Here is a 26,774-nt window from a genome sequence, read left to right on the forward strand (position 1 = left end):
CCCCGTCACGCAGGTGAAGTGCCTTTGCCAAATAAACCATGCGTCAAGTCTGACAAAAAATCAGACCCAAAAAAATCACCGACACGCTACACTAGGCGCCGATCCGCACCGGCCGGCCGGCGTCGTCGAGCGAGGCACCGGCGCCGAGTTGGATGAACCGCACGGTGCGCGCAATCCTCGCCTCGACCCCGGCCTCAGGCTCAGCTTCAGGGCCGTGCCCTGCGCCGTCGCCCCGGGCGGCACTCGAGGCGAGTGTGCCGTGGATAAGCTGCGCGAGCTGGCCGACGTCCGCCGCCGGCAGGTAGCCCTGGGCAATGCCGTCGCGGAGGATGCCCTGCAGAAGCACATTGAGGTCCCCCACATGATCGGCCAGCTTCGCGAAAGACGCCGGCGAGAGAACGGCGCCCATGGCAGGACCGGGCGGGAGGTGCCGGCGGCTGAGGTCCTCCACCTGGGCGCGGACATAGAACGCCAGCCGTTCCACCGGGTTTTCCAGTGAATCCAGGGATTCGCGCAGGTCCAGGAGGAACCGCCCGGTCTCGTCGAGAGCGTAACCGATCAGGAGCTCTTCGATGTCCGCGTAGTAGTTGTAGACGGCCGTGCGGCCGATCCTGGCGTGCCGGGCGACGTCGGTCATGGTCAGTCCGGGCAGACCGTGGGTGAAGAGGAGCTCCCCGAACGCAGTCAGGATGCGGTGCTGGGTCTCGGCACGTTGGGCGGCGTTGCTCGCGGCCGAAATCCTGGGCATACAGACACTTTAGCGCGATCTGTCAGTAAAACCGCTTTTTCCGGGCCGAAGGCGCCGCCGCAAGCCCTGTGACGCGGAAAAGGCCCGGCGCTGCGGGAAAGGCCCGGCGCTGCGGGAAAGGCCCGGCGCTGCGGGAATTCCCGTAGCGCCGGGCCTTTCGCGCGTCGCCCGCGGCAGAGGACTCGCCCCGCCCTGCGTCGGACCCAAGGCGCCCCGACAGACGCCCAGGTGAGAGTTAAGGCCCATGTCCGTGACGAACATGGGCCTGAACTCTTACCCCGACGCCGTTGTCGGGGTGCTTGCAAGGGGTCTTCCGTAGCCGGGCTGCCGCCCCGGATCTCGGGGGTGCCTGTTGCGAAGGCGTGACAGCCCGGCTGACGGAAATCTGTGCGGACCTGCAGAACTGCGGCCAGGCCCCGCCCTAGGCGTGGCTCAGCGTGGGGTCCTCGCTGGCGACGTCGCCGCCGTCGCGCGCTTCATGCAGGAACCGGTCGTAGGCCGGGAGCGTCAGGAAGGCCGGGAACGAGGTGCTGAGCGTTACCTCCTCGAAGATGTCCCGCGAGTCGGCGAAGCGGTCCCCTTCGAAGCGTTCCAGCCTGGCGAACTCCTCGTCCAGCATGTCTTCCACCCACTCGCGGGTGATGACATCGCCCTTGTCCGTGATGGCGCGGGAGAAGATCCACTGCCACAGCTGCGAGCGGGAGATCTCCGCGGTGGCGGCGTCCTCCATCAGGTTGTGGATGGCCACGGCGCCGTTGCCGCGCAGCCAGGACTCGATGTAGCGGATCCCGACCTCGATGTTGTTCCGGATGCCCTGCTCGGTGATGGTGCCGGTGGTGGAGGCGATGTCGAGCAAAGCGCGGTCGTCCGGGGTGACGTCCTCGCGGAGGCGGTCCAGCTGGTTCGGGCGGTCGCCGAGGACGCCGTCGAACACTTCACGGCACACCGGCACCAGGTCCGGGTGGGCCACCCAGGAGCCGTCGAAGCCGTCGCCGGCCTCCCGGGTCTTGTCGGCGCGGACCTTCTCGAAAGCCACCGCGTTGGCGTCGGCATCCTTGCGGTTGGGGACGGCTGCGGCCATGCCGCCGATCGCCATGGCGCCGCGCTTGTGGCAGGCACGGACCAGCTGTTCGGTGTAGGCGCGCATAAACGGCTGGGTCATGGTGACCTGGGCCCGGTCCGGCAGGACGAAGCGGGGTCCGCGCGTACGGAAGTTCTTGATCAGCGAGAAAATGTAGTCCCAGCGGCCGGCGTTCAGCCCGGCGGCGTGGTCCTTGAGCTCGAAGAGGATCTCTTCCATCTCGAACGCGGCGGTGATGGTCTCGATCAGCACAGTGGCGCGGATGGTGCCCTGCGGGATGCCCAGAAGGTCCTGCGCAAGGACGAAAATGTCGTTCCAGAGCCGCGCTTCGAGGTGGTTCTCGATCTTCGGCAGGTAAAAGTACGGGCCCTTGCCCTGGGCGATCAGCCGGCGGGCATTGTGGAAGAAGTACAGGCCGAAGTCGACGATTCCGCCGGCAATGGGGGTGCCGTCGATGAGCATGTGCTTTTCCGGCAGGTGCCAGCCGCGGGGGCGGACCACAATGGTGGGCAGGTCCTCGGCGGCGCGCAGCCTGTATTCCTTGCCCTCCGGGGAAGTGAAGTCGATCCGCCGTTCCAGCGCATCGGTGAGGTTGAGCTGGCCCTGGATGACGTTGCGCCACGACGGTGTGGACGAGTCCTCCATGTCGGCGAGCCACACCTTGGCGCCGGAGTTCAGTGCGTTGATGGTCATCTTTTTGTCCACCGGGCCGGTGATTTCCACCCGGCGGTCCGTCAGGCCCGGGGCCGGGGGAGCGACACGCCAGTCCGGGTCGTTGCGGACAGACTCGGTCTCGCTGAGGAAGCGCGGGTCCTGGCCCTTGCCGATCTGCTGCCGGCGGTCCCTGCGGGCCTGCAGCAGTTCCAGCCGCCGTCCCGCCGTCGCCTTGTGCAACTTGGCAACAAAGGCCAGCGCATCCGGCGTGAGAACCTCGCCCTGACGGCAAATGGGCTGCGCCGTCAACGTGATCCCGTTGATAGTGAAGTTGTCAGTGAAGCTGTTCATGGGAGTTGCTCCTTGAAAGTCCGCTGTTGCCCTATCACTTTTGGTCCCCAAGGGAGGTCAATGAGGACCAAAAGTGATAGGGCAACGGGCGGGAAAAGCTGGGGACTAGTGGAACTGGCCCTCTTCGGTGGATCCCGCGAGGGCCAGGGTGGATGCGTTCGGGTTGAGCGCGGTTGCGATGGCGTCGAAGTAGCCGGTGCCGACTTCGCGCTGGTGCTTGGTTGCGGTGTAGCCGCGGGATTCGGAGGCGAATTCCTTCTCCTGCAGCTCGACGTAGGCGCTCATGCCGTCACGGGCGTAACCGTGGGCGAGGTCGAACATCGAGTAGTTCAGGGCGTGGAAGCCGGCCAGGGTGATGAACTGGAAGGTGAAGCCCATGGCACCGAGTTCGCGCTGGAACTTCGCGATCGTGGCGTCGTCGAGGTGCTTCTTCCAGTTGAACGACGGCGAGCAGTTGTAGGAGAGCATCTGGTCCGGGAAGTCGGCCTTGACGGCTTCGGCGAACTTGCGGGCCAATTCCAGGTCCGGAGTGCCCGTCTCCATCCAGATGAGGTCGGAGTACGGGGCGTAGGCCTTGGCGCGGGCGATGCAGGGTTCGATCCCGTTGCGGACCTTGTAGAAGCCTTCCGCGGTGCGGACCGGTTGTCCGCCTTCGCGGAGGATGAATTCCTGGTCACGCTCGTCGACGTCGGAGGTAATCAGGGTGGCTGCCTCGGCGTCGGTGCGGGCGATGATGACCGACGGCGTGCCGGCGACGTCGGCTGCCAGGCGGGCGGCGTTCAGCGTGCGGACGTGCTGCTGGCTGGGGATCAGGACCTTGCCGCCGAGGTGGCCGCACTTCTTCTCCGAGGCGAGCTGGTCTTCCCAGTGCACGCCCGAGGCGCCGGCCTGGATCATGGACTTCATCAGCTCGTAGGCGTTGAGCGGGCCGCCGAAGCCGGCCTCGGCGTCGGCGACGATCGGGACCATCCAGTCCTCGACCGTCTGGATGCCCTCGGAGAACTCGATCTGGTCGGCGCGGAGCAGGGCGTTGTTGATGCGGCGGACCACAGTGGGCACTGAGTTGGCCGGGTACAGGGACTGGTCCGGGTAGGTGTGGCCGGAGTTGTTGGCATCGGCGGCGACCTGCCAGCCGGAGAGGTAAATGGCGCGGAGTCCTGCCTTGACCTGCTGCACGGCCTGGTTGCCGGTCAGGGCACCGAGGGCGTTGGTGTACGTGCCCTCCTTGTGCTCCGTAGTCAGCTGCTTCCACAGCTTCTCGGAACCGCGGCGGGCCAGGGTGTGCTCTTCGGGGACCCGACCGCGGAGGCGGACGACGTCGGCGGCCTTGTAGTCCCGGGTGGCACCTTCCCAGCGCGGGTTGGCAGCCCACTCGAGCTCCAGGGCGGCGGCCTGCTCTTCGGGCGTCTGCTGGGTGGGCTCAAATGCTGCAGTCATCTTTGTCTCCTTGGTGGGTCCGGGGCCGGCCCTTCTGCTTCCTCGCAGAGGGGGCTGGCTGGTTCGGGGCTTTCCGTAAGACCTACTTTTCTTTACTTTCAAGGGTCTTTCTAGACCAAAACAGTGGAAAGAAATGCACTTCTTCGCGTATCCTCAAGAAATGCACCCCGCCAGCTGGAACCGACCCGCATCGTCAGCCGCCTCGCCCGCCGTCCCGGAGGTGGACGTCATCAGCATGGGCCGCCGGGTCCGACACCTCCGCAAGGCCGCCGGGCTCACCCTGGATGACCTGAGCGCGACGGTGGGAACGGCACCCAGCCAGCTGAGCCTGATCGAAAACGGCAAACGCGAGCCCAAACTGGGCCTACTCCAGCAGCTGGCCGCAGCCCTCGGCGTCAGCATCGACGAACTGCTCGGCGCGGAACCGCCCAACCGCCGCGCGGCCCTGGAAATCGAGCTGGAACGCTACCAGCGCAGCCCGATCTACGAGTCCCTCAAACTGCCCACAATCCGCATCAGCTCGCGGCTGCCAATGGACGTGCTCGAGTCCATGGTGGGCCTGCAGCACGAGCTGGAGCGCCGGCTCAACGAGCAGATCGCGACGCCGGAAGAGGCCCGCCGCGCGAACGGCGAACTTCGTGCCATGATGCGCGAGCGGAACAACTACTTCCCCGAGTACGAGGCCGAGGCCCAGAAGGTTTTAGCCTCGGTGGGGCACACGAGCGGCCCGCTGTCGCATCACGTCATCGCGGACATCGCCGGGCACCTCGGCTTCAGCCTGCACCACGTGGGTGACCTGCCGCATTCCACCCGGTCTGTGACCGACCTGAAGAACCGCCGGATTTATCTGACGCAGAACGCCCGGAGCGACCACGACCCGCGTTCGGTGCTGCTGCAGGCGCTGGGCCACTACGTCCTGGGCCACCAGACCCCCCACAACTACGGTGACTTCCTGATGCAGCGCGTGGCCACCAACTATTTTGCGGCCGCGCTCCTGCTGCCGGAACAGGCCACCGTGGAGTTCCTGCAGAAGGCCAAGCAGGCCCGGGAAATCGCGGTCGAGGACATCCGGGACGCCTTCGCCGTGTCCTACGAGACGGCGGCGCACCGCTTCACCAACCTCGCCACCCAGCACCTGGACCTCCGCACGCATTTCCAGAAGACGCACAAAAGCGGCATCATCTACAAGGCCTACGAGAACGACGGCGTGACATTCCCGCAGGACCATACCGGCGCCATCGAGGGCCAGCCGTCCTGCAAGAACTGGACGTCCCGTGTGGTGTTCGACGTGCCGGACAAGTTCAGCGCCTACAACCAGTACACCGACACCCCGGCGGGGACCTACTGGTGCACGGCCCGGACGGAGCGCTCCGCCAATGGCGAGTTCTCGCTCTCCGTGGGCGTCCCGTATGCGCAGGTCAAGTGGTTCCGCGGCCGCGACACCACGGAGCGGTCAAAATCGACCTGCCCGGACGAAAGCTGCTGCCGGCGCCCGCCGGCGGCCCTGACCTCGGAGTGGGCCGGCAACGCCTGGCCCTCGGCCCGGGCGCATTCGCACCTGCTCGCCGCCATGCCGCCCGGAGCCTTCCCCGGCGTGGACGAGACCGAGGTCTACTCGTTCCTGCAGGCGCATTCCGGTAGCTGACGCTCTCCTTCCCCATTAACCCGCCAGCGCTTCCCCAGACCCTGCCCGTTTCTGCCGGGTGCTCCCGCGGATCAGGTGAGGCAGCATCCGGTGATCCGGTGCGGAAGCTGAGGGAGCGTTGAGGGGCGTGCCCGGCAGCGGCGTTCGCGGCCCGGCGTCCTACGAAAGCGGCATCAAATCGTGACCTCTGCCCGGTCGCGCTTTCTCGGACTCGCTGGTTGACTGGCGCTAGGCGGATCCCCGCCGTTGGACTCTCACCGTTGTGCGGGCCTTGGGGGCGCGATGAAACAGAAGTCATCAGCGATGCTCGTTGCCGTGGCGGCGGCCGTCTTGCTGTCATTGACAGCCTGCTCGGCGTCGCCGCCGGCTCTGTTGATGGCCGACGGCGTCGAGCGGGTTTCGGTGCAACTCTCCGGCTATCCGGCCGAGCTGGCCCTGCTCCGGGCGTCAGCACGGAAGCTAGGCGACGCGCTCCTGGCCGACGCCGGGGACGCCGGAAGCGGAAACGTGATTGCGTCCCCGGGCAGTCTGCTCATTGCCCTGGCTATGCTCCGGGCGGGTGCGTCCGGGGAAACGGCAGCCGAGATGGATATCATCCTGGGCCTCCCTGCAGAAAATCGTGATGAAGCCCTAAACGCGCTGCTCACATCTCTGGAAGCGTTCGACGGCGACCCCGGCTCGGTGGACGAAAACCACCCTCCGCAGAGGCCGGTCCTGCACACCGCAAACGGCCTGTTTGTGGACAAGGGTGTGCCCACAGGCGCCGGCTATCTGCAGTCGCTCGCCCGGTTTTACGGGACGGGCGTGTACCCCGTGGACTTCCAGGATGAGGCCACCACTAAGCCTGCGATCGACGTCTGGGTGAGCAAGAACACCGGTGGACGGATCAAGAAGGCGCCCGCTGAGTACAGCCGCGACAACACCTTCAGCGTCCTCAACGCGGTGTACTTCGCCTCGGCCTGGAAGGTTCCCTTCGACGCGGCCGACACCGCCGAGCTGCCTTTTAGGCTGGTGGACGGTCAGCAGGTCTCCGTCCCCACCATGGCGAGCGTTCAGGACATTTCCTCCGCCCGCGGTCCCGGCTGGCAGGCCGTGGACCTGCCCTATGCCGAGGGCTTTGTGATGCGGATCTTGCTGCCGGATCTCGGGGACCCAGGGCTCGGAGCGCAGGGCCGCGCCGACGCGGGCCGGGTCCTTGAAGCGGCCACTCCGGCGCCGGTGCTGATCTACCTGCCCAAGTGGGGCCAGACGAGTACCTTCGAGCTGCGCAAGATCTTCGCCGCCCTGGGGTTGCAAAAAATGCTCCAAACGGAGACCGACTTCGACTCCATCCAGCGCCGCCTCACACTCCGACAGGCCGGACAGTCCGTCAACGTCACGGTGGCCGAAAAGGGCACGGTTGCCGCAGCGGTGACCCAGATCAACGCGGAGGCCGTGAGCGGTGTGGCCCCGAGCAACGTGATCCGCTTCGACCGGCCGTTCCAGTACGAGATCATCCACATCGAGACCGGGCTGCCTCTATTCATGGGCAGGGTGTCCGACCCCCGTCCGTCCTGACCTGAGCCGGCCCGCGGCCCGGTCTGCCCCGTTTCGACGGTTCCGTGCGGGTTCGACGTCGGGATGCGTCGTGTGCGCTGGGAACCGTCGAAACGGCCGCGGTTAGCGCGGTCCGCCCTGCCAAAGCGCGTCGAACGGTGCTCCCGAGGCCACCCTGTTGCGGATTCCCGCCGCGACAAACACCTTCGCCGTCCGGGCCGCCTCCAGCGGCGTCGCGCCCTTGGCCAGCTCCGCCGTCACCGCGGCGGCCAGCGAGCAGCCCGCGCCGGAGACCGAAACCTCGCCCACCTTCGGGGCGGACAGAACTTCCAGCGTCTCGCCGTCGTAGTAGACGTCGACGGCGTCGGGCCCGGACAGGTGCACGCCGCCCTTGGCCAGCACGGCGGCGCCGCTGAGCTCGTGGATGCGGATGGCGGCGGCCTTGAGAGACTCCAGATCGGTGATCGGGAGGCCGGAAAGTGACTCGGCCTCGAAATGGTTCGGCGTGACGAAGGTCGCCAGCGGCAGGATCTGCGCCTTGAGCGCCTGGTCAGTGTCTAGGGCGTGGCCCGGCTCCTGACCCTTGCAGATCAGCACCGGGTCCAGCACAACGTTGGCAAACACGGAGCCGGCCAGTGCCGATGCCACGGTGGAGATCGTCGCCGGGCTGCCCAGCATGCCGATCTTCACAGTGTCCAGCACGGACGGTGCGCCGGACGCGGAACCGTAAGCCGCCGTCGTCGCCTCCAGCTGGTCCGCGATGACCTGCTGATCGATAGGGACAAAGCGGTGGTTCCAGTTGTTCTTCGGGTCGAAGGAGACGATGCACGTCAGGTTCGCGATGCCGAAGACGCCCAGTTCCTGGAAAGTTTTCAGATCGGCCTGTGCGCCAGCGCCGCCGGTCGCCTCGGAGCCCGCGATGGTCAGGGCGACGGCGGGAGTGGTGCCGGCAGGCGAGTCGGTACCAGCCAGGGCAGCGGAGCCAGACGCGATGGAAGTCATGAGTCCATCCTGCCACCTTCCGGAAACCGTCCGCATTGTGCTTATGACCAATATGACCAAAACCGGACTGTGCCGGATCGCCGCGAATAAGGTGGCGGACGGTGTTGCTTTCTTGCGGCGCCGGATCCAGGAAGGTTCATTGATGAGCACCCAACTGTCCGAATCGGCGCAGACGCGCAGGGCCGTGAAAAATATCCTCAAAGGCTCCGCCGGCAACCTTGTGGAGTGGTACGACCTCTACGTTTACACGGTCTTCGCGGCATATTTTCAGTCACACTTCTTCAACTCCAAGGATGAGCTCCAGGCCGGCCTCGAGGCGATGGCCGTCTTCTCGACGTCGTTCCTGATGCGCCCGGTGGGCGCCTGGTTCTTCGGCCGCTACGCCGACCGCAAGGGACGCAAAGCCGCGCTGACCCTGAGCGTGACGATGATGTCCGCCGGTTCCTTTGCCATCGCCATTCTGCCGACGACGCAGCAGATCGGCGTCTGGGCGCTGATCCTGCTGATCGTTGTGCGGCTGATCCAGGGCTTCTCCGTGGGCGGCGAATACGGCACCAGCGCCACCTACATGTCCGAGGCTGCCACCTCCCGGCGCCGCGGCTTCTTCTCCAGCTTCCAGTACGTCACGCTGATCGGCGGCCAGATGCTGGCCCTGCTGGTCCTCGTCATCCTGCAGAACACCATGGACAAGTCCGCCCTCACCGAATGGGGCTGGCGCATCCCGTTCGCGATCGGCGGCGTGGCCGCGCTTGTGGTCCTGTGGCTGCGGCGTTCGATGGAAGAGACCGTCTCGGCCGAGCAGGTCGAGGCCGCCAAGGCACCGGTCACCGCCGGCGCTACGCAGCCGGGCACCATGAAGCTGCTGTTCACCAGGCACTTCGAGGCCCTGTTGATCTGCATCGGCGTGACCCTCGGCGGCACGGTTGCTTTCTACACGTACACCAACTTCATCCTGAAGTTCATGAACGATACGTCCGGCATCGCCAAGACCGAGACCTCCGTAATCAACTTCTGGGCTCTCTTCATCTTCATGCTGCTCCAGCCGGTCTACGGCATCATCTCGGACAAGGTGGGCCGTAAGCCGCTGCTGCTCTGGTTCGGCATCACCGGCGTTCTGTTCACCTGGCCGCTGCTCTCCACCCTGTCCAACACCAAGGACCCGTTCACCGCATTCCTCCTCATGATGGGCGGACTGCTGATCGTGGGCGGCTACACCTCGATCAACGCCCTCGTGAAAGCCGAACTCTTCCCGGCCTCCATCCGTGCGCTTGGCGTTGGATTGGGCTACGCGATCGCCAACTCGCTCTTCGGCGGCACGGTTCCGCTGATCGGCGCCGCGCTCCAGAAGGCCGGTCAGGTGGATCTGTTCTTCACCTATGTCACTGTGGCCATCGGCCTCTCGCTGCTGGTCTACATCTTCGCCCTGAAGAACAAGTTGCCCACGCACCTGGACCACGAACAGGGCCACGCCTGGGCGCCTGCTGCTGTGGACGGGGACATGACCGCGGACGGCACCGGTGCCACCCTCGGTACAGGCGCCGGACGCAAGGACGACGACAAGGACCTCATCGACGCCTCGCGCCACTAGCCTTCCAGCGCGGTGGGCCCGCCGTTTCGACGGTTCCCTGCGGGGTAGGCCCGCCATTTCGACGGTTCCCTGCGGGCAAGACGCTGCACAGCGTCGAATCGGCACGGAACCGTCGAAATGGCGGTAAGCGTCCGACGGCGGGCGGCCGGCTACGGGACTTCGGTTCCGGGAGCTGGCTGCCCGGCGTCGTCCTCGGAACCTGGGCCGGAGCCAGAGCCGGACCCGCCAACGGTGTCGTAGACGCGGACAAAGGTCCAGGCGCTGAAGCGGCCGAGGGCGGAGGAGATACCCAGGCCTGCCGCGGCCAGGATCGACGGCGGGTCCGCGAAAGCCCCAAACGGGAGCCCGATTGCCAAGCCGAGGGCACCGAAAGCGGCGACGTGCAGCCATTGGTTGCGGACCGGCCGCAGCAGCAGGCCGAGCGGCATGCCCAGTCCCCAACCGATAAACATGGCCGGAGCCAGGCCTAAGAAGAGGGCAACGGCGGTAAAAAAGACGCTGTCTATTCCAGCACCCAGGAACAAGGCATTGCCGCCGAACAGCAGGCTGAACGTCAGGTGGGCCACCAGGATGCCGATCCATACGGCGGTGGTACCCATCACCACGCGGTTGCGCCGGTGACCGGTCTTCTCCACGCTCTTGGTGTGCAACAATTTTCCCCCCGCGCCGATGGTTTGCTCCGCCTTAGCACCCCCGAGCCGATGGTGTGCTCCGCCTGTGCACGGCCGGCGGCGCCGGGCTCCCGCCCGCCGGATGAGAGAATGGAAGGCGGTTCCGACATCCAACTCTCCGGGGCCGTCCAGTGCTAATACAGCCAGCTTCCTGCGTCGTCCTGCACGAGGACCGGGCATCAGGCGAACCACTACGAATGGAATACCCATGACTTCCGCCAAAACTTTCCCGGCCGCGGCGCCGCCGAAGTTTGCATCGATCGGGTCCCCTTACTTCGGCATCATGCTGGCCTTCATGGCCGTGGTGCTGATCTTATCGAACATCGGGGCGTCCAAGGGCGTCGCGATCGGCCCGGTCATCACCGACGGCGGCTTCTTCCTCTTCCCTCTGGCCTACATCGTGGGCGACGTTATCAGCGAGGTTTACGGGTTCAAGGTGGCGCGCAAAGCCATTGTCACGGCGTTCGCGCTGTCCGTCTTTGCTTCCCTCTGCTACTGGATCATCATCGCCCTGCCCGGTCTTGGCGACGAGTTCGGAGCCTCTAAGCAGGCCTCCCTGGAAGGTGCGCTGGGACCGGTTCCGCAGATCGTCCTCGCCTCGCTGCTGGCGTTCCTGGCCGGCCAGACCATCAACGCCTTGATCCTGGTGAAGATGAAAGCGCGCACGGGAGAGAAGTCGCTTTGGGCGCGCATCATGGGATCCTCCGTGGCCGGCGAATTCGTTGACACTATAATCTTCTGCAGCATCGCCGCGCCCGTGATCGGCATTACCGACGCCGGCACCTTTGTGAACTACGTACTCGTGGGCTTCGTCTACAAGACCCTGGTGGAGTTCCTCTTCGTCCCCGTGACCGCAGCCTCGATCGGCTGGATCAAGAAGCGCGAACCGAGTTACGGCGCGTAGACCTGCTTACTCCGCCGCCGTTCAGACGGTCCGGTGCCCAATCGACGCTACGAATCGTCTAGCAGGCACGGGACCGTCGAAGTGGCGCGTTGTCAGCCGCCGCGCCGCGGTTCAAGGCCCGCAGAATCCGGTACTTGAACTCCACCTCGTTGAACAGGTCCTTCCACTCGATCCGGAGGAACGTCCAGCCCTGTTCCATAAGTGCCTTCTCGCGGCGCCGCTCGGCGAACAAAACCTCGCCCGTGGGCTGGTAGTCGAAGTACTTGGTCTTGCCGTCGAACTCCAGTCCAACCTTTCGCTTCGGCCAGGCGAAGTCCAACCGGTGCTCCCCGAGCGGAGTCCGGACCACGTATTGCAGCTTGGGCGATTCGATCTTGAGCCTGTGCAGCAGTTCCCGTGTCAGGCTTTCTCCGGCCGATTCGGAACGAGGGTCGGCAAGTTCGAGGGCGCTCCGCAGCGCGACCACTCCGTTACGGCCCGCGAGGTTGGAGCAGTGGTCCCGGATGAGGCCCAGATCCGCGCCCATCCGGGCGGCGTGATCCATGAGGATGACGGACTGGGGCACGGTGAACATCAGGCAGCAATCCACGACTGTGCGTTCCAGTGAGGTGCACGGAAGCCCGTCCACAAAGCACACCTCGCGGCTGCCCAAGGACCGGGTGTGGGCCACGACTTCACGCCCGTGCGAAATCCCTGAAGGGCAGCCTTCCTGGGTCAGGTGCACCCGGCCGTCGACTTTCCAGAGTTGGAGGCCATACAGGGTGGCACCCGAGACATGGCTGTAGGCAAAGCCTCCCGCCGACGTCGTGAGCGTTCCGAGCGAATGGGCGGAGATCAGCTGCCGACGGCGGGCGGCAGCGTTCAGGCCCCGCCACCACTCGCCGCGGGCGTAGCAGCCGCGGCGCAGCCTGACCAGCGCTGCGCCGTGCACCAATCCTGCAATGGCCCGGGAGTTGACCCCGGACGCCAGGAGCTGATCCGTGCGCCAGAGACCCGCGGACACGGGGAGTTCAGGAGTCATAGGACCAGCTTCAACCGCTCAGCCTTCACCGCCCAGAGTCCCAGGCGGTTATGTGGACAACGCCGATTCGACGGTTCCGTGCCGGCTAGACGCTACAAGACGTCGAGTGCGCAGGGAACCGTCGAAATGGCGGGGGAGTAGTACTGCGCCAGGGTCTCGGCCTTGAACTCGAAGAAGTTGCCCGCCTCAATGGCCAGCCGGGCGTCGTCGACCATCTTCACGACGAAGCGCTCGTTGTGGATCGAGATCAGCGTGGCCGAGACCATCTCCTTGGCCTTGAACAGGTGGTGGATGTAGGCCCGGGAGTAGTTCAGGCAGGCGTAGCAGTCGCAGCCTTCCTGCAGCGGGCCGAAGTCGCGCTTGTACCTGGCGCCGGAGAGGTTGTACCGGCCGGTGGGGTGGTAGAACGCGGAGTTGCGGGCCACCCGGGTGGGGGACACGCAGTCGAAGGTGTCCGCGCCGTTCTCGATCGCGGTGAAGATGTCGTCCGGTTCGGAGATGCCCAGGAGGTGCCGCGGCTTGTCCTCCGGCAGTTCCTCGTTGCACCAGCGCACGATCGTGCCCAGGTTCTCCTTCTCTAGCGCCCCGCCGATCCCGAAGCCGTCGAAGTTCAGGGCGCCAAGATCCCGGCAGGCCTTGCGGCGCAGGTCCTCGTACTGGGCGCCCTGGATGACCCCGAACAGCGCCTGGTACGGCTTGCCCGCACGCTCACCGGTGAGCCGGACGTGCTCGGTGACGCAGCGTTCGGCCCAGCGCCGCGTGCGCTCCAGCGACTCCTCCTGGTAGCCGCGGGAGTTCTGCAGCGTGGTCAGCTCGTCGAAGGCGAACATGATGTCCGCGCCGATCCGGTGCTGGACGTTCATGGAGATCTCGGGGCTGAAGCGGTGCCGGTCGCCGTTGAGGTGGCTCTTGAACCACACGCCGTCCTCGTCCACGTGGGCCAGCCGCTCCTTGCCCGGGGCCACAGCGTCATCTGGCCCCGAACGGTCCACCGACTTCATGTCGATGACCTTCTTGAATCCCGAGCCCAGGCTCATCACCTGGAACCCGCCGGAGTCCGTGAAAGTAGGCCCCGGCCAGTTCATAAAGGCGCCCAGCCCGCCGGCCTCGTCCAGGATGTCCGCGCCCGGCTGCAGGTACAGGTGGTAGGCGTTGGCCAGTACGGCCTGCGCGCCCAGCTCGGCAATGGATTCCGGCAGTACGGACTTGACCGTGGCCTTGGTGCCGACGGCGATGAACGCGGGCGTCCGGATCTCGCCGTGCGGGGTGGTGATGGTGCCGGTGCGGCCCAGGAACTCCCCGCCGTTTTCAGCCAGCTGAGCGGCCGACGGCGGGCACGTTTCGCTCAGGCGTTTGCCCACGCGGAAGGAGAATTCGGACTGCCGGGCCGGCTGGAGCGGCGGCACGGGTGACTCAAGATTCGCTGGCACCGTTCAAGTGTGCCAGCTAACGGCAGACAACCCTTAGTGCAGCGGATCCGATGTGGGGTAGTTCTCAGTCCGCCACTTGTCCCAGTAACTGCGGACGGCCTCCAGCCGGTGCGCCCCGAGATCGAACGTTGAGACGATGACGAGGGAGCCGCCGTCGGGCCGGACATCCGGGATGGCCGGCTGATCCGCCACGATGACGAGGCCCTCGCCGTGCTCCGCGTAGTGGTGGACAGTGAGCCCCACCTGGTGGTTGCTGCGGAACCACACCTTGCCGGCGGCCTCCTCGCCGGTGGCCAGGGTCAGCGCGTAGGGCTCGCCGGGGGCAGGGACATCGCCGAGCCCCAGCTTCTCGATGGCGGATCCGCCGGTCCCGGGCACGGCGAAGAAGAACGTCCGGCGGCTGCCGTGCGGATGCCGTTCGAGGGCGAAGCGGAGCTGCTGGAGGAAGGTCAGCCAGCCCTGGGTGATGTCCTCGTCCCAGGCGGCCCACTCGGAATTGTGGTCCACCGCGGCCCGGGTGACGCTGACTTCAGTGCCGGTGGGCACCGGTTTCAGGGTGAAGACGTCACCGCCGTCGACCACCAGGGACGTGTGGTCCGCGCCTTCGACCACGTTGGGGCTGAAATAGATCTCATTGATCTCCGCGGCCTGGTCGTCGGCTTCCCAGCCGTGCCACTGTGCCACTTTGGCGGGTTCGCGCAGCATGGTCCAAACCTGCTGCGCGTCGGAGTTGATCACAACGCTCAGATTGTTCGTCATGGGGTGAATCTACAACGCCCGGCCGCGACGGGGTAGGGCCAAACGCCTGTCAGGAACGGACAGACTCGAGTTCGTTGCCGATCCGGCGTTCCAACTCGGGCGCTCCGATGGTTTCCGAGCCGCCATGGGCGCGCAGGAACAGCAGCGATTCGAGCCGCAGCAGCCGCCATTCGCGTTCCGCATCCGGATTCGAGTTGTCGATCGAGCGGAAGATTTCCTTGTCATACAGGTTCGGCTCGTTGAGCGAACGCTGGCGGATTTTGGCATTGATCCGGGCCTTGAACGGGTCGGCTTCCATCGCGTCGGGCGCGCGGAGGAATTTGTCGTAGGCTGCGGCCCGCTGCTCCTGACCCAGCCGGCGGCAGATATAGCTGGACAGGGCCAGGGACGCCTCAACCGATGCCCAGCGCCCGCGGTTACCGTCAAAGGGCAGGACGTTGAGCAGGTCCGCGACGGCGAGGGCGCTCTCGGCGTCCTTGAGGATGATGAACAGCTCGTGGGCGAGGTCGCTGAGATCCTTGAGGCAGCTGCCGGACTTGGTGTTGATGCCCTTGGCCAGCCGCTCGCTCAGCAGCTGCACACCGATCGATTCCGGGTGCGCCTCAGCCACGGCTTCCACCACGGATTCGGGGGTGCCCTCAAGGGCAGGGATGAGTGCCAGATCTTCCTCGCTGGGGCCGCTCACCACCGGCGGTGCGGGCGGAAGCGGAGGGACGACGACGGCGGCAGGCGCCGCGGCGCCGCCGGCCGCGCTGCCGTCCCGCTGGCTGCCGTCCCCCTGGGGCAGGTGCTCGCCGGCCGGCGGCGGCGAGCCGGTACCGGCGGAGGTGTCCGGAGCGGCGTCAGGAGCGGTGTCCGGAGCAGCGCCCGGGGCCGTGTCCGCGGCGCGGGGGTCCGGGTCCGGCTCAACCGCGGCGATCCGCACTACGGAGCCGGCCGCGATGCGCAGCACGCCGCCGCCGGTGAGGGTCGCCAGCACCATGGCCGGGGTGCCGAAATCGTCGGCTTCGACGTCGATGCGCTGGATCTCAGCCGAGCGGTCGCCGTCGGGCAGGAGTAAACGGTCGCCGCCCTGCAGAGCTCCAGCCTGCTGCTCGCTGTAGTTCCGGGAGGCTGGGGGGTGGGGCATCTGGAGTCCTTCGGTTCTCTTGCGGTCCGCACACCAGTCTACAAAGGCGGACGCGTGAAGTCGGGGACGCAGGGGAAGCATGGAGCGTTCCGGTTCCCGATCCGGCCGGTTGGGCGGCGCTCAGTTCCCGACGCCGGCGAAGGCCAGTGCCTGGCGGATGAGGGCCCCGCGGCCGCCGCTGAATTCCAGCTGGACGTCAGAGCTCATGACTTCCTGCGGGGTCATCCAGGTCAGTTCCAGGGCGTCCTGCCGGGGCGAGCATTCGCCGGTGACCGGGATGACGTAGGCAAGCGCCACGGCGTGCTGGCGGTCATCGGTGAAACCCGTGTGGGACGGGGACGGGAAATACTCGGCCACCGTGAACGGCACCGGGCTGATGGGCAGCTGCGGGAACGCCAGCGGGCCGAGGTCTTTCTCCAGATGGCGCAGCAGGGCAGCGCGGATGGTCTCGCGGTAGAGCACCCGGCCGGAGACCAGGGACCGGACCATGGCGCCGTCCTCATCGGCCTGCAGCAGGGTGCCGACCTCGTTCACAAACCCGAGCGGATCCAGCCGGACCGGCACGGCCTCGACATAGACCATGGGCAGCCGGCCGCGTGCCTCGAACAAGTCGTCGTCGGAGAGCCAGCCGGGATTCGGGTCAGGAGTGCGAACGTTCATGGTTAAGTTCTACCCCATCCCCGACCGAACCCGGCGCCCTCCGTGGGATGTCAGCTCAAAGCGGATGCCATAGTGCCGAGACCCCAGCCGTGTCAGGAACCGAGCGGAGCCGGCTGCGAAATCCAGAGGGTGGGCGGCACATGTGAACCCGGAGCGGCGCTGCCGGCGGCAGCGTCCGGGTTGGCCACATGCAGCGAATGTCCGTACGCCGCTTCCGTCATGCTGACCTGGTGCCCCGCGGAGGTGAGCCGGTCCCGCAAGGCGCCCAGGTCGCCGTCGTACTCGAAACCCAGGCCGGCCCGCGCCGGGCCGGAACCGGTGCGCACCATCAGCACGCCGCCATTCTTGGCGGTGAAGTCAGCCGTCTCATCGTTGTCCGCGACGGGACGGAACCGGGCGCCGATGCTCCGCAGGGTCTGAGCGGCGGCGGCAGCATCCGGCGTGAACCAGACTTCGACGACGGCGAGCGCCGGATCGGCGTCCCCGCCCCTGGCGCCGTGGGCTGCACGATCGGCCAGGAAGCTGAAGCAGTCCCTGCCGGTGACGCGGCACGAATCGCCGTGATCCGCGTCGATGAGCTCGGCCGGGGCGTTCCCCGATTCCGCCCCCGCAAGATTGGTGCGGCGGGCGAATTCCTCCAGATCGCCCACCTCCACCCCGAAGTTCGTGGTGCCGTCCTCCCCGGCACCGGCCGTGGCATGGTGGAGCGCCAGCCGGCCCGAGCCGGCGTCGAACTCCAGCCAGCCGCCGTCGTCGAGGGTCTTGATCAGGCCCAGGGCGGCGAGGAGCCGCTCCCACTGGTCCAGGCGGGAGGTGTGGTGGATCGGGCGGACACGCAGCATCGCTACTCCCTGGCTGAAACGGGTTGGGGTTCCTAAAGATATGGTGCCATCACGACGCCGAATCCGGTCACTGCGGGAGAAGATGAAGCATGGCTGCTGACCTTGAGGAACTGCTGGTGAAGGACGCGGCCGGGTGGCGCGCATGGCTTGAGGCGTATCACGCGGACAGCCCCGGTGTCTGGCTCGTGCTGCACAAGAAGGGCGGCGCGGTGACCGAACTGGACTACGAGGCCGCCGTGCAGGAGTCGCTCTGCTTCGGCTGGATTGATGGCCAGGCCCGGCGTCGGGACGAGGGAAGCTTCTTCCAGCGCATGACCCGCCGGGGCCCCAGGAGCGTATGGTCGGTCCGGAACGTGGACCGGATCGGACGCCTCGCAGCCGCGGGCAGGATGGCGCCGGCTGGAACTGCCGCCGTCGACGCAGCCAAGGCCGACGGGCGGTGGGAAGCTGCCTATGCCGGGCCGGCGACGGCGGTGGTCCCGGCGGATCTCGCCGCCGCGATCGCGGCCGAACCGCGGGCCCGGGAGATGTTCGAGGTCCTGACCTCGGTGAACCGGTTCGCCCTGATCTACCGGACCAACGGGGTCAAGCAGGCCTCCACCCGGGAGAAGAAAATCGCCGGATTTGTGGCCATGCTGGCCCGCTACGAAACCCCGTTCCCGCAGACCAGGCGGCCGCCGTCCCCCTGACCTTTCAGTCCTGCGGCAGGTCCTCCATCGGGAAGGCGACAGCCTCGCCCACCACGCGCAGGCACAGCTCGGTGCCGGGGCGGGCGATGGAGGCATTCCAATGCCGGATCGTGATGATTTCGCCGCCGCCGGGGTAGCGATGGTCGGTCACGGCTCCCCCGGCAAGGACCGGCGGCACGGCGAGTTTGAGCCGGACGGTGGTTTCCGGCCCGAAGTAGTCGGTGTCCACCACCACGCCGCGGATGGGGCCGTCCTCGGCGATGCGGATCTGCTCGGGGCGCAGCATGAGCTGGACCCGGCCCTGCGCCGGAGGCCGGCGCACGGGGATTCCGCCGAGCGAACAGGTGGCGAGGGAGCCTTCCATCCACGCGTCGAGGATGACGGCGTCGCCCAGGAATTCCGCGGTGGCACGGTCCGCCGGGCGGGTGTAGACGATAAACGGGTTGCCGATCTGCGCCAGCCTGCCGCCGCGCATCACCGCCACCTGGTCCGCGAAGGACAACGCCTCGCCCTGGTCGTGGGTGACCAGGATAGTGGTCACGCCGGCGTCCTTGAGTACCTTGCCGACGGTGCGCCGGGTAGCTACCCGCAGGCCCGCATCCAGGGCCGAGAACGGTTCATCCAGCAGGATGAGCTCCGGCTCGCGGGCCAGGGCGCGGGCCAGGGCGACGCGCTGCTGCTGCCCGCCGGAGAGCTGGTGCGGGCGTCGTTTGGCCATGGCCGGGTCCAGCGAGACCATCTCCAGCAGCTCGCCCACCCGGACCTTGACGGCGCGGTGTCCGCCGGCGAGCTTGCCGGAGTCGAGCCCGAAGGAAATGTTTTCCCCGACGCTCAGATGCGGGAACAGGGCGCCGTCCTGCGCCACGTAGCCGACGTGGCGCTTGTGGGCGGGCACCCAGACGCCGCCGCCGGCTACCTTGCTGCCATTGAGTGAGATGCTGCCGGTGCCGGGGTGCTCAAAGCCGGCAATCAGTCGCAGCAGCGTCGTCTTGCCGGACCCGGAAGGGCCCACGATCGCCGTCGTCCCGCCCCTGGCCACCGATAGGTTGACGCCCTTGAGGACGGCCTGGGGGCCGAAGTCCTTGGTGACCGCGTCGATCTGGAGGTGGTTGTTGGTGCTGGTGGCAACCGAGGCCGCGATCCGCGGTTCCGGAAGCCGGGATGGGCTGTAGTCGGTCACTGTCCCGCCGCTTTCTTGGACTGCTGGAAGAGGAGATAGGTCATCGGCGCCGAGATCAGGATCATCAGCAGCGCATAGGGGGCGGCGCCCGCGTAATCGATTTCGCTGCTCTTGCTCCAGAACTCGGTGGCGAGCGTGCGTGTTCCGTTGGGCGAGAGCAGCAGAGTAGCGGTGAGCTCGTTGACGATCGCGAGGAACACCAGCGCGGCTCCGCCGGCGGCGGCCGGCGCCGTCAGGCGCAGCGTGACGCGGAGGAAGGACAGAAGCGGAGGTTTGCCGAGCGACTGTGCAGCCTCATCGAGTTCTTTGGGCGCCTGGGCCAGGCCGGAACGGATGTTGACCAGGGCGCGCGGCAGGAACAGCAGCACATAGGCGGCGACCAGGACCACCGACGTCTGGTAAAGACCCGGCGCCACGCGGATGCTGACCGTCACGAAGGCCAGGCCCACCACAATCCCGGGCATGGAGCTCGTGACGTAGTTGGAGAGTTCCAGGGCCTTGCTGAACCAGCTGGGGTGCCGCACGGCCAGATAGGCCATCGGGAACGCCACGACAGTGGTGGCGAGGGCGCCGGAGAGGCCGTAGGCGAGGGTCTGCAGCAGCGCCGGAAGAAACTCGTCCGCGGACCAGATACCGGGGCCACCGGCGAAGATCCAGCGCAGCACGAACGTCAGCGGCAGGCCGAAAGCCAGGGCCGTCAGGGCGATCAGGGACAGCTGCGCGGGGACCCGGTAGGCGTGCAGCGGCAGTCGCAGGGCGCGGGCCTGGGCGCCGGAGCCCACCCTCGCATACCGGGCACTGCCACGGCCGCGGACTTCCAGCAGCAGCAGGATGAGGCAGAAGAAGACGAGCACACTGGCCAGCATGTTCCCGGCGGTGCCGTTGAAGGTGGACTGGTACTGCACCATGATCGCGGTGGTGAAGGTGTCGAAGCGGATCATCGCGAAGGCGCCATACTCGGCCAGAAGGTGGAGGGCCACCAGCAGCGCGCCTCCCGTCATCGCGATCCGGAGCTGCGGCAACACCACGCGGAAAAAGGCCCGCCAGGCGCCAAGGCCCAGGGATGCGGCAGACTGCTCGATCGCCGGATCCAGCCGGCTGAGCGTCGCGGCGGCGGGGATGTACACGAGCGGGAAGTAGGAGAGCGTGGCGATCAGGACGCCGGACCAGAGCCCGCCGAGCGAGGGCACCGCGGAGACCCAGGCGTAGCTGTTGACGAACGCGGGGATCGCCAGCGGGGCGGCGAGCAGTACGGCCCACCACTTGTGTCCCTTGAGATTGGTGCGTTCCACCAGCCAGGCGCCGCCCACGCCCAGGACCAGGCACAGCGGCACGGTGATCACCATCAGCAGCACCGTGTTCAGCAGGAGCTCGCCCACCCGCTCCCGGAAGATCAGGGCGACGGCGGTGTCCCAGCCGGTGGCTGTCGTCATGACGATGACGTAGCCAAGGGGGATCAGCGAGAACAGGGCGATCAGGACCGCAAGGACCGCTACAAGAGAAACGCCGAAAGGCGGGCGGGGGCTCGTGCCCCGGCCCGCCGTCGTCGTGTCCCCGGACTTGCCGGGGGCCAGCGTGGTCCGCACTTCGCTTAGAGCAGTCCTGCCTTGGTCATCAGCTCGGTGACCTTTGCGGAGTTGAGCTTGGCCGGGTCCACGGTGGGGGCCTGCAGCTCCTTCACCGGCACCAGCTTGTCATTGGCCGGAACGCCGGAGGCCACCGGGTACTCGAAGGAGGTGCCCTTCTGCAGGACTTCCTGGCCCTTCTTGCCGGTGATGTACTTCAGGAAAGCCTGTGCCGCGGCGGCGTTTTTAGCGGACTTCAGCACGCCACCGCCGGAGATGGACACAAACGCGCCCGGATCCTGGTTCTTGAAGTAGTACGGGGCGACGTTCTTGGAGTTCTCGCCGGTCTTGGCCTGATCGCCGTAGTAGTAGTAGTGGTAGATCAGGGCGGCGTCGACCTCGCCGGCGTTGACCGCCTTCATGGCCGTGCTGTTGCCTTTGTAGGCTTTGGAGTTTTCCTTCATGCCCTTGAGCCAGTCTTCGGCTGCCGCTTCGCCCTTGAGCTCCAGCAGGGCGGAGACGATCGCCTGGAAGTCGGCGCCGGACGGCGAGGCCGCCCACTTGCCCTTCCACTCGGGCTTGGCCAGATCCAGCATGGACTTGGGCAGCTGGCCCTCGCTCAGCTTGGCCTTGTCGTACATCAGCACGGTGGAGCGGGCCGCAATGCCGGTCCATTTGTTCGTGGAGGGGCGGAACTCGGCGGGGACCTGGTCAACGGTGGCCTTGTCCACATCCGAGAAGAGGCCCGCGTTCTCCACCTGGGCCATGGCGGGGGAGTTTTCGGTGAGGAAGACGTCCGCGGGGGAGGCCTGGCCCTCCTGAACGATCTGGTTGGACATCTCCGTGTCCGAGCCCTGGCGCAGCGTGACTTTGACGCCGGTCTCGGCGGTGAACGCGTCCACCCATTCCTTGGTCAGGGACTCATGCTGGGCGTTGTACACGATGATCCCGCCGGAGTCTTTTTCGTCTGCGGCGGCGCTGCTGCCGGGGGACGTGGACGTGCCCGAGCCACAGGCTGCCAGGCCGAGCGCGGCGGTGGCGGCGAGTGCGATGCCTGCCAGGGCTTTGTTGCGGATCTTCATGGGGCTACTTTCTGCAAGGAGAAGGTCAGGGAACCCTAGCCCCCGTGAGCGGGGAAGTTAGGGCATGCTCACTAAGCAAAACTGTAGGTTAGCCAAACCTAAGCCAACAAGTTGAAAGCCCCTTAAGTGTTCAGGATCACATCAATTACGAAACTATTTCGTACGCTAATTGTCCGTGGACTCTTTCGCCTGCGGGGGCACCCCCGCCGCAGCGGGGCCGGCGTTTGCGGCGATCGACGCGGCCGCCTCCAGGATCATCCAGGCCTGAAGCTGGGTGGACAGTTCGACGCCGGCACCGGCCGGATAACTGCTCCGCGCCGGCACCTCGGGGCGGTCGGAAAAGATTAGGCGGGCGCCCCTGCCTGCCAGCGGTTCGCGCGCCTGGACGATGCGGCGCCCTTCCCAGAGGGTATCGGCGGTGTCGTTGACCAACATGGCGGCCGTGGTGCGGCTCACGGCAGGCAGCCGTTCGTCGACGGCGGCAAGCGCCAGGTAGCGCACCAGGATCCCGGTAAAAAGGCCCCCGTCGCCGGCACCCTCGCAGCGCAATACCGTGGCCGTGCGCCCGGCCAGCGGAGCCGGCAGAGTCAGGTTTCTAGCCACCGACAGGACCAATGCGGAGGCCCGGTCCAGGTTTGCCGCGCCGCCGAGCTCCAGCAGCGCACCGAGGACCGGGCCCTGGTTGTAGGTGTAGATGGCACCCTCCAGCACCGCCTCGCCCCCGGGGGCGATCCGGATTCCGTCCTGGTACAGCCCCTGTTCCGGGTCGAAAAGCCGGGCGTCGAGCCAATCCAGCAGGGCCTGGGCCCTGGCGGTCTTGCCGGTCCGGGCGTAGTAGAGGGCCACCGGGGCCGTGGCGGGGGTGTTCTTGAAGTCCCGCTTCTTGCTCCAGAAGGTTCCGCCGCCCAGATGATCCGTGGAGGCCGAATCGAACTGCAGTGTCAGGCTTTTCAGGACTCCGGCGTTGCGGCGCCGACCGCCCGCCTTGCGGCTGTCTTCCGCGAGTTTCTCCAACCGCAGGGTGGACAGGGCCAGCCAGGCCATGTCGTCGTAGTAGTTGTTGATGACGGTGCGGAAATTACGCAGCCGGATCCCGGTGACCAGCCGGGACGCGAGCTTGCCGGCGCTGGGCCGGTTCTCGCCGTCGAACCTGGATCCGGGGATGCCCTCGGTGCCAAGTTCGCGGCGGCCGGTGTCAACGAGGCAATCAACGTAGTGGGCCTGCCACCAGTAGTGCCACGGATGGGCCAGGTTCTTCATCCGGCCGGACGGCCGCACGATCGCCGCGATATGGGTCCCCGGCAGGAAAAACAGCCGCTGCCCGAACAGCCTGGTCACCAAGCGGGCCGCTTCGTCGGCACGGAACGACCAGTTGGGGGCGGTGGAGGCGTCTGCGGGGGTCATGGATCCAGCCTAGTGGCGGCGGCGCGTCCGGGCAGGGATCGTCGCGACGATGCAGGCGGCATTTTGCAGGCGGCATTTCGGGCCGTCGGGGCGCGGCGGGGTTCCGGTGTACCGGGCCGAAGGTGCGGATTGTTCGTATTCCAGTTAACATTCACTAACTGTTGTTCCCTGCAAGTCCGTGACGCTGCACACGGTGTCGCGGCGGGTTCCGGTTCCACATCGAGGAGGATGCATGGACATCAAAGGTACTGTTGCGCTGATTACGGGCGGGGCCTCGGGGCTCGGGGCGGCGACGGCCCGGCGCCTGTTCGACGCCGGCGCCTCGGTGGTGCTGGTGGACCTGCCCGGCTCGGCCGGGGACGCCTTTGCCGCCGGGCTCAACGACCGGGGCGATGCCCACGCGGACGCTGGTGTTGACGCGGTTGCCGCGGAAACTCTCGCCGCCGGGAGCCCGACGGAGCCCGTCAACCGCGCGGTCTTTGTTCCCGCGGACGTCACCAGCGAAGACCAGGTGCAAGCCGCCGTCGACGCCGCCGTCGCGCTGGGTCCGCTGCGGATCGTGGTGAACTGCGCCGGGATCGCCACCCCGGGCAAGGTCCTGGGCCGCGACGGAGTGCTGCCGCTGGCGACCTTCAGCCGTGTCATCCAGATCAACCTCGTGGGCACCTTCAACGTCATCCGGCTGGCCGCTGCAGCAATGGTGGACACCGAGCCGGCCAGCACCGAACTCGGCGGACCGGAACGCGGCGTCATCATCAACACTGCCTCCGTTGCCGCCTTCGACGGCCAGATCGGCCAGCCGGCCTATGCCGCCTCCAAGGGTGCCGTGGCGGCCATGACGCTGCCGATCGCCCGCGAACTGGCCCGCTCGCTGGTCCGCGTTGTCACCATCGCGCCGGGCATCTTCGAGACCCCCATGATGGCCGGACTGCCGCAGGAAGCCCAGGCCTCGCTGGGGCAGCAGGTGCCACATCCGTCCCGGCTGGGCCGCCCTGCCGAGTACGCGAACCTTGCCGCGCACATCGTGGAAAACGCCATGCTCAACGGCGAGACCATCCGCCTCGACGGCGCCATCCGGATGGGACCGAAGTGACACGGGCCGGGCTCGCCGTGGAATCCGCGTCCGCCCCGGCCGCCCCGGCGTCGTCCGTGGACGGCCTGCCGGGCGCCGACTTCTTCGACTTCGAGTCGATGCTCAGCGCCGCCGAGCGGGTAAAAATGGCCGAGCTGCGGGAATTCCTGGCCCTCGAGGTGGCCCCGTTCGCCACCGATTGGTGGAACAAAGCCGAATTCCCCGCTTATATCCTGCCCAAGCTGGCGGCCCTCGAGCTCAGCGCACCGGCCCAGCGCGGCTACAGCAACTTGTTCGCCGGGCTGGTCATCGCCGAAATTACCAGGGTAGACACCTCGCTCGCGACATTCTTCCTGGTCCACCATGACCTCTTTGTGGAGTCGCTGTACGGCTTCGGCTCGGAGGAACAGAAGGCACGGTTGCTCGACGACGCCGCCAGCCTCCGGACCACGGGCGCCTTTGCGCTTACCGAACCCGAGCACGGCTCTGACGTTGCCGGCGGCATGGAAACCAGGGCCCGGCGGGTTCCCGGGGGAGCGGCCGACGGCGGGGACACCTGGGTGCTCAACGGCGCCAAACGGTGGATCGGCAACGGAACGTTCTGCGACTACATGCTGGTGTGGGCCCGCGACGAGGCCGACGGCGGCATCCGCGGCTTCATCGTGGACGCGACCCTGCCCGGCGTGACCCGGAGCAAAATCGAGAACAAGATCGCGCTGCGCACCGTGCAGAACGCGGACATCGTCTTCGAGGATGTCCTGGTCGCGGAGAGGGACCGTTTCGCCGGGATCAGCAGTTTTGAGGACACCAACGAGCTGCTGCGCGGCTCACGGATCATGGTGGCCTGGCAGGCCGTGGGCCAGCAGCTGGCCGCGTTCGACGTCGCCCGGCAGTACGCCGTCGAACGCCAGCAGTTCGGCCGGCCGCTGGCAAAGTTCCAGCTGGTGCAGCAGCAGCTCGTGACCATGCTGGGCAACGCCGTCGCGAGCATGGGCATGATGGTCCGGATCGCGCAGCTGCAGGAGCAGGGCGCCGCGGACATGCCGCAGGTGGCGCTGGCGAAGTCCTATGTGAGCGCCCGGATGCGGGAAACGGTGGCGATGGGCCGGTCCCTGCTGGGCGGCAACGGGATCGTCACCGATTACCGGATGGCCAAGATCTTCTCCGATGCCGAGGCGATCTACACCTACGAGGGCTCGTTTGAGATCAACACCCTGATTGTGGGCCGGGCGGTCACCGGAGTTTCCGCGATCGTCTAAGCGTGGTGGCCGAGCCACCGGTGGCCGAGCGCACGGAAGTCGAGCGGGCGGAGGCCCCGGCTGTCCGAAGGCTCAAGCACCGGGGAAGGGCTCCTTCTCGCCGGCCTCAATCCGGTAGTCCAGGCTGTTGTTCTTCACCGGCATGGGGCAGGTGCCGTACGGCGTGAAGGCACTCGGGTAGTTGATGGCCCGGTTGAAGTCCAGGATCACGGTGCTGAGTCCCGAAGAATCGACGCGCGGCCGGGTGGTGGACACCTTTCGCCACTCGGCCGTGGCCTTTCCCGGCGCGGCCGCTGCATTGGTTTCGTCGTGGAATGTGACGGTGAGGGCGCCCAACTTTTCCTCTTCGGCCTGAAGATGGAACTCGTGGTCTTTGCCCGGCAGCCGGAACACCAGCTCGCCCACGGAACGGTGGACGCCCTCCACCAAGGGGTTGGCGGTGCCGATGGGTACGTCCACGGGCTCCGGATAGGGATAAAAGCTGGCCTCCACCACGAGGTCCGGGCGGAAATCGAAGGTCGGCACGCCGTCGAACCCGGTAAATACCGGCGACTGCGCATCCCTGGTGCGGATGGCGTATTTATTTGCCCGCATCGCCAGTTCCACCACCACCTGCCGGCCGTCCTTCCCGCCAAACTGCACCCACATCAGCGACTCCTCGTTGGCGAGGGTCGCGCTGAGGGTGCCGTCCACCGCGGCGCCGGTCGCCACGAGCGTGAGCCCGTCGGCCGCCGCGGCGGTGAGGGCCGCCGTCGTGCCGTCCGTGGACCATAGCCCGGGGACGGGTTCGACGGCGGTGGGCTCACTGTCCAGCCACTGGAACGAGGTCAGGGTCAGCCAGCCGTGGCCGGCGGCGAGGGCAGTGTCGCGGTTGTTCCGGAAGCGCTGCCAGCGGGCCAGCTGAGGGTCAGGGACGGGAGGTGTGGTGTTCACGGGTTCCTTCCAGGCGGTGCACGGCGTTGGCTACAACCCTAGTACTACAGTCGCGTTTGTGGGACGTGACCGCGGGCCTTGTAATGGCATTGCTGGGCGCGGTGTTGGTGTTTTCGTCGCCAGAGGGAGCAG

23 protein-coding genes are annotated in these 26,774 nt (G+C 66.9%); 7 read left to right on the forward strand and 16 right to left on the reverse strand.

The window, feature by feature from the left end; all coding sequences use genetic code 11:
• Positions 1-91 precede the first annotated feature (91 nt).
• The 3 genes from RCH07_RS16675 to aceA form a co-directional block, all read right to left on the reverse strand.
• Positions 92-748: a TetR/AcrR family transcriptional regulator gene (locus RCH07_RS16675; RefSeq protein ID WP_326968605.1), complete on the reverse strand. Its 657-nt coding sequence runs from the start codon at positions 746-748 to the stop codon at positions 92-94.
• Between the two features lie 421 nt (positions 749-1,169).
• Positions 1,170-2,834: a malate synthase A gene (gene aceB / locus RCH07_RS16680; RefSeq protein WP_326968606.1), complete on the reverse strand. Its 1,665-nt coding sequence runs from the start codon at positions 2,832-2,834 to the stop codon at positions 1,170-1,172.
• 105 nt (positions 2,835-2,939) lie between these two features.
• Positions 2,940-4,271 (reverse strand): isocitrate lyase, encoded by a 1,332-nt coding sequence (gene aceA / locus RCH07_RS16685; RefSeq protein ID WP_326968607.1) that lies wholly within the window; start codon positions 4,269-4,271, stop codon positions 2,940-2,942.
• 133 nt (positions 4,272-4,404) lie between these two features.
• Here aceA and RCH07_RS16690 point away from each other — a divergent pair, with 133 nt between their 5' ends.
• Positions 4,405-5,916: a helix-turn-helix domain-containing protein gene (locus tag RCH07_RS16690; protein WP_326968608.1), complete on the forward strand. Its 1,512-nt coding sequence runs from the start codon at positions 4,405-4,407 to the stop codon at positions 5,914-5,916.
• Between the two features lie 282 nt (positions 5,917-6,198).
• Positions 6,199-7,473, forward strand: coding sequence for a serpin family protein (locus RCH07_RS16695; protein ID WP_326968609.1), 1,275 nt, complete (start codon positions 6,199-6,201; stop codon positions 7,471-7,473).
• A 102-nt stretch (positions 7,474-7,575) separates the two neighbouring features.
• Here the strand turns inward: RCH07_RS16695 and RCH07_RS16700 are convergent, their stop codons facing one another.
• The gene (locus RCH07_RS16700) at positions 7,576-8,454 is read right to left on the reverse strand and encodes a hydroxymethylpyrimidine/phosphomethylpyrimidine kinase (protein ID WP_326968610.1); all 879 of its coding nucleotides are present in this window, start codon (positions 8,452-8,454) and stop codon (positions 7,576-7,578) included.
• 142 nt (positions 8,455-8,596) lie between these two features.
• On the opposite strand from RCH07_RS16700, the gene RCH07_RS16705 reads away from it, so the two are divergent.
• Positions 8,597-10,042 (forward strand): MFS transporter, encoded by a 1,446-nt coding sequence (locus RCH07_RS16705; RefSeq protein WP_326968611.1) that lies wholly within the window; start codon positions 8,597-8,599, stop codon positions 10,040-10,042.
• Positions 10,043-10,191: 149 nt separating this feature from the next.
• Here RCH07_RS16705 and RCH07_RS16710 read toward each other — a convergent pair whose 3' ends face one another.
• Positions 10,192-10,692 carry a hypothetical protein gene (locus RCH07_RS16710; RefSeq protein ID WP_326968612.1) on the reverse strand — a complete coding sequence of 167 codons (501 nt, stop codon included), beginning with the start codon at positions 10,690-10,692 and terminating at the stop codon, positions 10,192-10,194.
• Positions 10,693-10,921: 229 nt separating this feature from the next.
• On the opposite strand from RCH07_RS16710, the gene RCH07_RS16715 reads away from it, so the two are divergent.
• Positions 10,922-11,617, forward strand: a complete 696-nt coding sequence (locus tag RCH07_RS16715; protein ID WP_326968613.1) for a queuosine precursor transporter — start codon at positions 10,922-10,924, stop codon at positions 11,615-11,617.
• A 58-nt stretch (positions 11,618-11,675) separates the two neighbouring features.
• On the opposite strand, the gene RCH07_RS16720 is transcribed toward RCH07_RS16715, so the two are convergent.
• From RCH07_RS16720 to RCH07_RS16745, 6 genes are all read right to left on the reverse strand, one after another.
• Positions 11,676-12,638: a hypothetical protein gene (locus RCH07_RS16720; RefSeq protein ID WP_326968614.1), complete on the reverse strand. Its 963-nt coding sequence runs from the start codon at positions 12,636-12,638 to the stop codon at positions 11,676-11,678.
• A gap of 92 nt (positions 12,639-12,730) precedes the next feature.
• Positions 12,731-14,068 carry a tRNA guanosine(34) transglycosylase Tgt gene (tgt, locus tag RCH07_RS16725; RefSeq protein WP_326968615.1) on the reverse strand — a complete coding sequence of 446 codons (1,338 nt, stop codon included), beginning with the start codon at positions 14,066-14,068 and terminating at the stop codon, positions 12,731-12,733.
• 33 nt (positions 14,069-14,101) lie between these two features.
• On the reverse strand, positions 14,102-14,827 hold the full coding sequence (locus RCH07_RS16730) for an SRPBCC domain-containing protein (protein WP_326968616.1): 726 nt from the start codon (positions 14,825-14,827) through the stop codon (positions 14,102-14,104).
• A 49-nt stretch (positions 14,828-14,876) separates the two neighbouring features.
• Positions 14,877-15,956: a DUF6707 family protein gene (locus tag RCH07_RS16735; protein ID WP_326968617.1), complete on the reverse strand. Its 1,080-nt coding sequence runs from the start codon at positions 15,954-15,956 to the stop codon at positions 14,877-14,879.
• Between the two features lie 120 nt (positions 15,957-16,076).
• Positions 16,077-16,616 (reverse strand): NUDIX hydrolase family protein, encoded by a 540-nt coding sequence (locus RCH07_RS16740; protein WP_326968618.1) that lies wholly within the window; start codon positions 16,614-16,616, stop codon positions 16,077-16,079.
• 92 nt (positions 16,617-16,708) lie between these two features.
• Positions 16,709-17,458, reverse strand: a complete 750-nt coding sequence (locus RCH07_RS16745) for a VOC family protein (RefSeq protein ID WP_326968619.1) — start codon at positions 17,456-17,458, stop codon at positions 16,709-16,711.
• An 89-nt stretch (positions 17,459-17,547) separates the two neighbouring features.
• Here RCH07_RS16745 and RCH07_RS16750 point away from each other — a divergent pair, with 89 nt between their 5' ends.
• Positions 17,548-18,147 (forward strand): YdeI/OmpD-associated family protein, encoded by a 600-nt coding sequence (locus RCH07_RS16750; protein ID WP_326968620.1) that lies wholly within the window; start codon positions 17,548-17,550, stop codon positions 18,145-18,147.
• A gap of 4 nt (positions 18,148-18,151) precedes the next feature.
• Here the strand turns inward: RCH07_RS16750 and RCH07_RS16755 are convergent, their stop codons facing one another.
• The 4 genes from RCH07_RS16755 to RCH07_RS16770 all read right to left on the reverse strand — a co-directional run bounded on the left by RCH07_RS16755 (position 18,152) and on the right by RCH07_RS16770 (position 23,378).
• Positions 18,152-19,327: an ABC transporter ATP-binding protein gene (locus RCH07_RS16755; RefSeq protein ID WP_326968621.1), complete on the reverse strand. Its 1,176-nt coding sequence runs from the start codon at positions 19,325-19,327 to the stop codon at positions 18,152-18,154.
• Positions 19,324-20,913, reverse strand: coding sequence for an ABC transporter permease (locus tag RCH07_RS16760; RefSeq protein WP_326968622.1), 1,590 nt, complete (start codon positions 20,911-20,913; stop codon positions 19,324-19,326). The genes RCH07_RS16755 and RCH07_RS16760 overlap by 4 nt, the downstream gene beginning before the upstream one ends.
• 5 nt (positions 20,914-20,918) lie before the next feature.
• Entirely contained in the window at positions 20,919-21,974 is a 1,056-nt protein-coding gene (locus RCH07_RS16765) for an iron ABC transporter substrate-binding protein (protein WP_326968623.1), read from the reverse strand.
• 165 nt (positions 21,975-22,139) lie between these two features.
• Positions 22,140-23,378, reverse strand: a complete 1,239-nt coding sequence (locus RCH07_RS16770) for a glycoside hydrolase family 76 protein (protein WP_326968624.1) — start codon at positions 23,376-23,378, stop codon at positions 22,140-22,142.
• A 232-nt stretch (positions 23,379-23,610) separates the two neighbouring features.
• Between RCH07_RS16770 and RCH07_RS16775 the strand changes: the two genes are divergently transcribed.
• Both RCH07_RS16775 and RCH07_RS16780 read left to right on the forward strand, forming a co-directional pair.
• Positions 23,611-24,471 carry an SDR family NAD(P)-dependent oxidoreductase gene (locus RCH07_RS16775; RefSeq protein ID WP_326968625.1) on the forward strand — a complete coding sequence of 287 codons (861 nt, stop codon included), beginning with the start codon at positions 23,611-23,613 and terminating at the stop codon, positions 24,469-24,471.
• Positions 24,472-24,569: 98 nt separating this feature from the next.
• A complete protein-coding gene (locus RCH07_RS16780; RefSeq protein WP_326968627.1) occupies positions 24,570-25,709 on the forward strand; it encodes an acyl-CoA dehydrogenase family protein in 1,140 nt (379 codons plus the stop codon).
• A 72-nt stretch (positions 25,710-25,781) separates the two neighbouring features.
• Here RCH07_RS16780 and RCH07_RS16785 read toward each other — a convergent pair whose 3' ends face one another.
• Positions 25,782-26,642, reverse strand: coding sequence for a DUF1684 domain-containing protein (locus RCH07_RS16785; RefSeq protein ID WP_326968626.1), 861 nt, complete (start codon positions 26,640-26,642; stop codon positions 25,782-25,784).
• Between the last annotated feature and the right edge of the window lie 132 nt (positions 26,643-26,774).

Origin of the sequence: Arthrobacter sp. CG_A4 (assembly GCF_035985125.1) — a bacterium.
GTDB lineage: Bacteria > Actinomycetota > Actinomycetes > Actinomycetales > Micrococcaceae > Arthrobacter.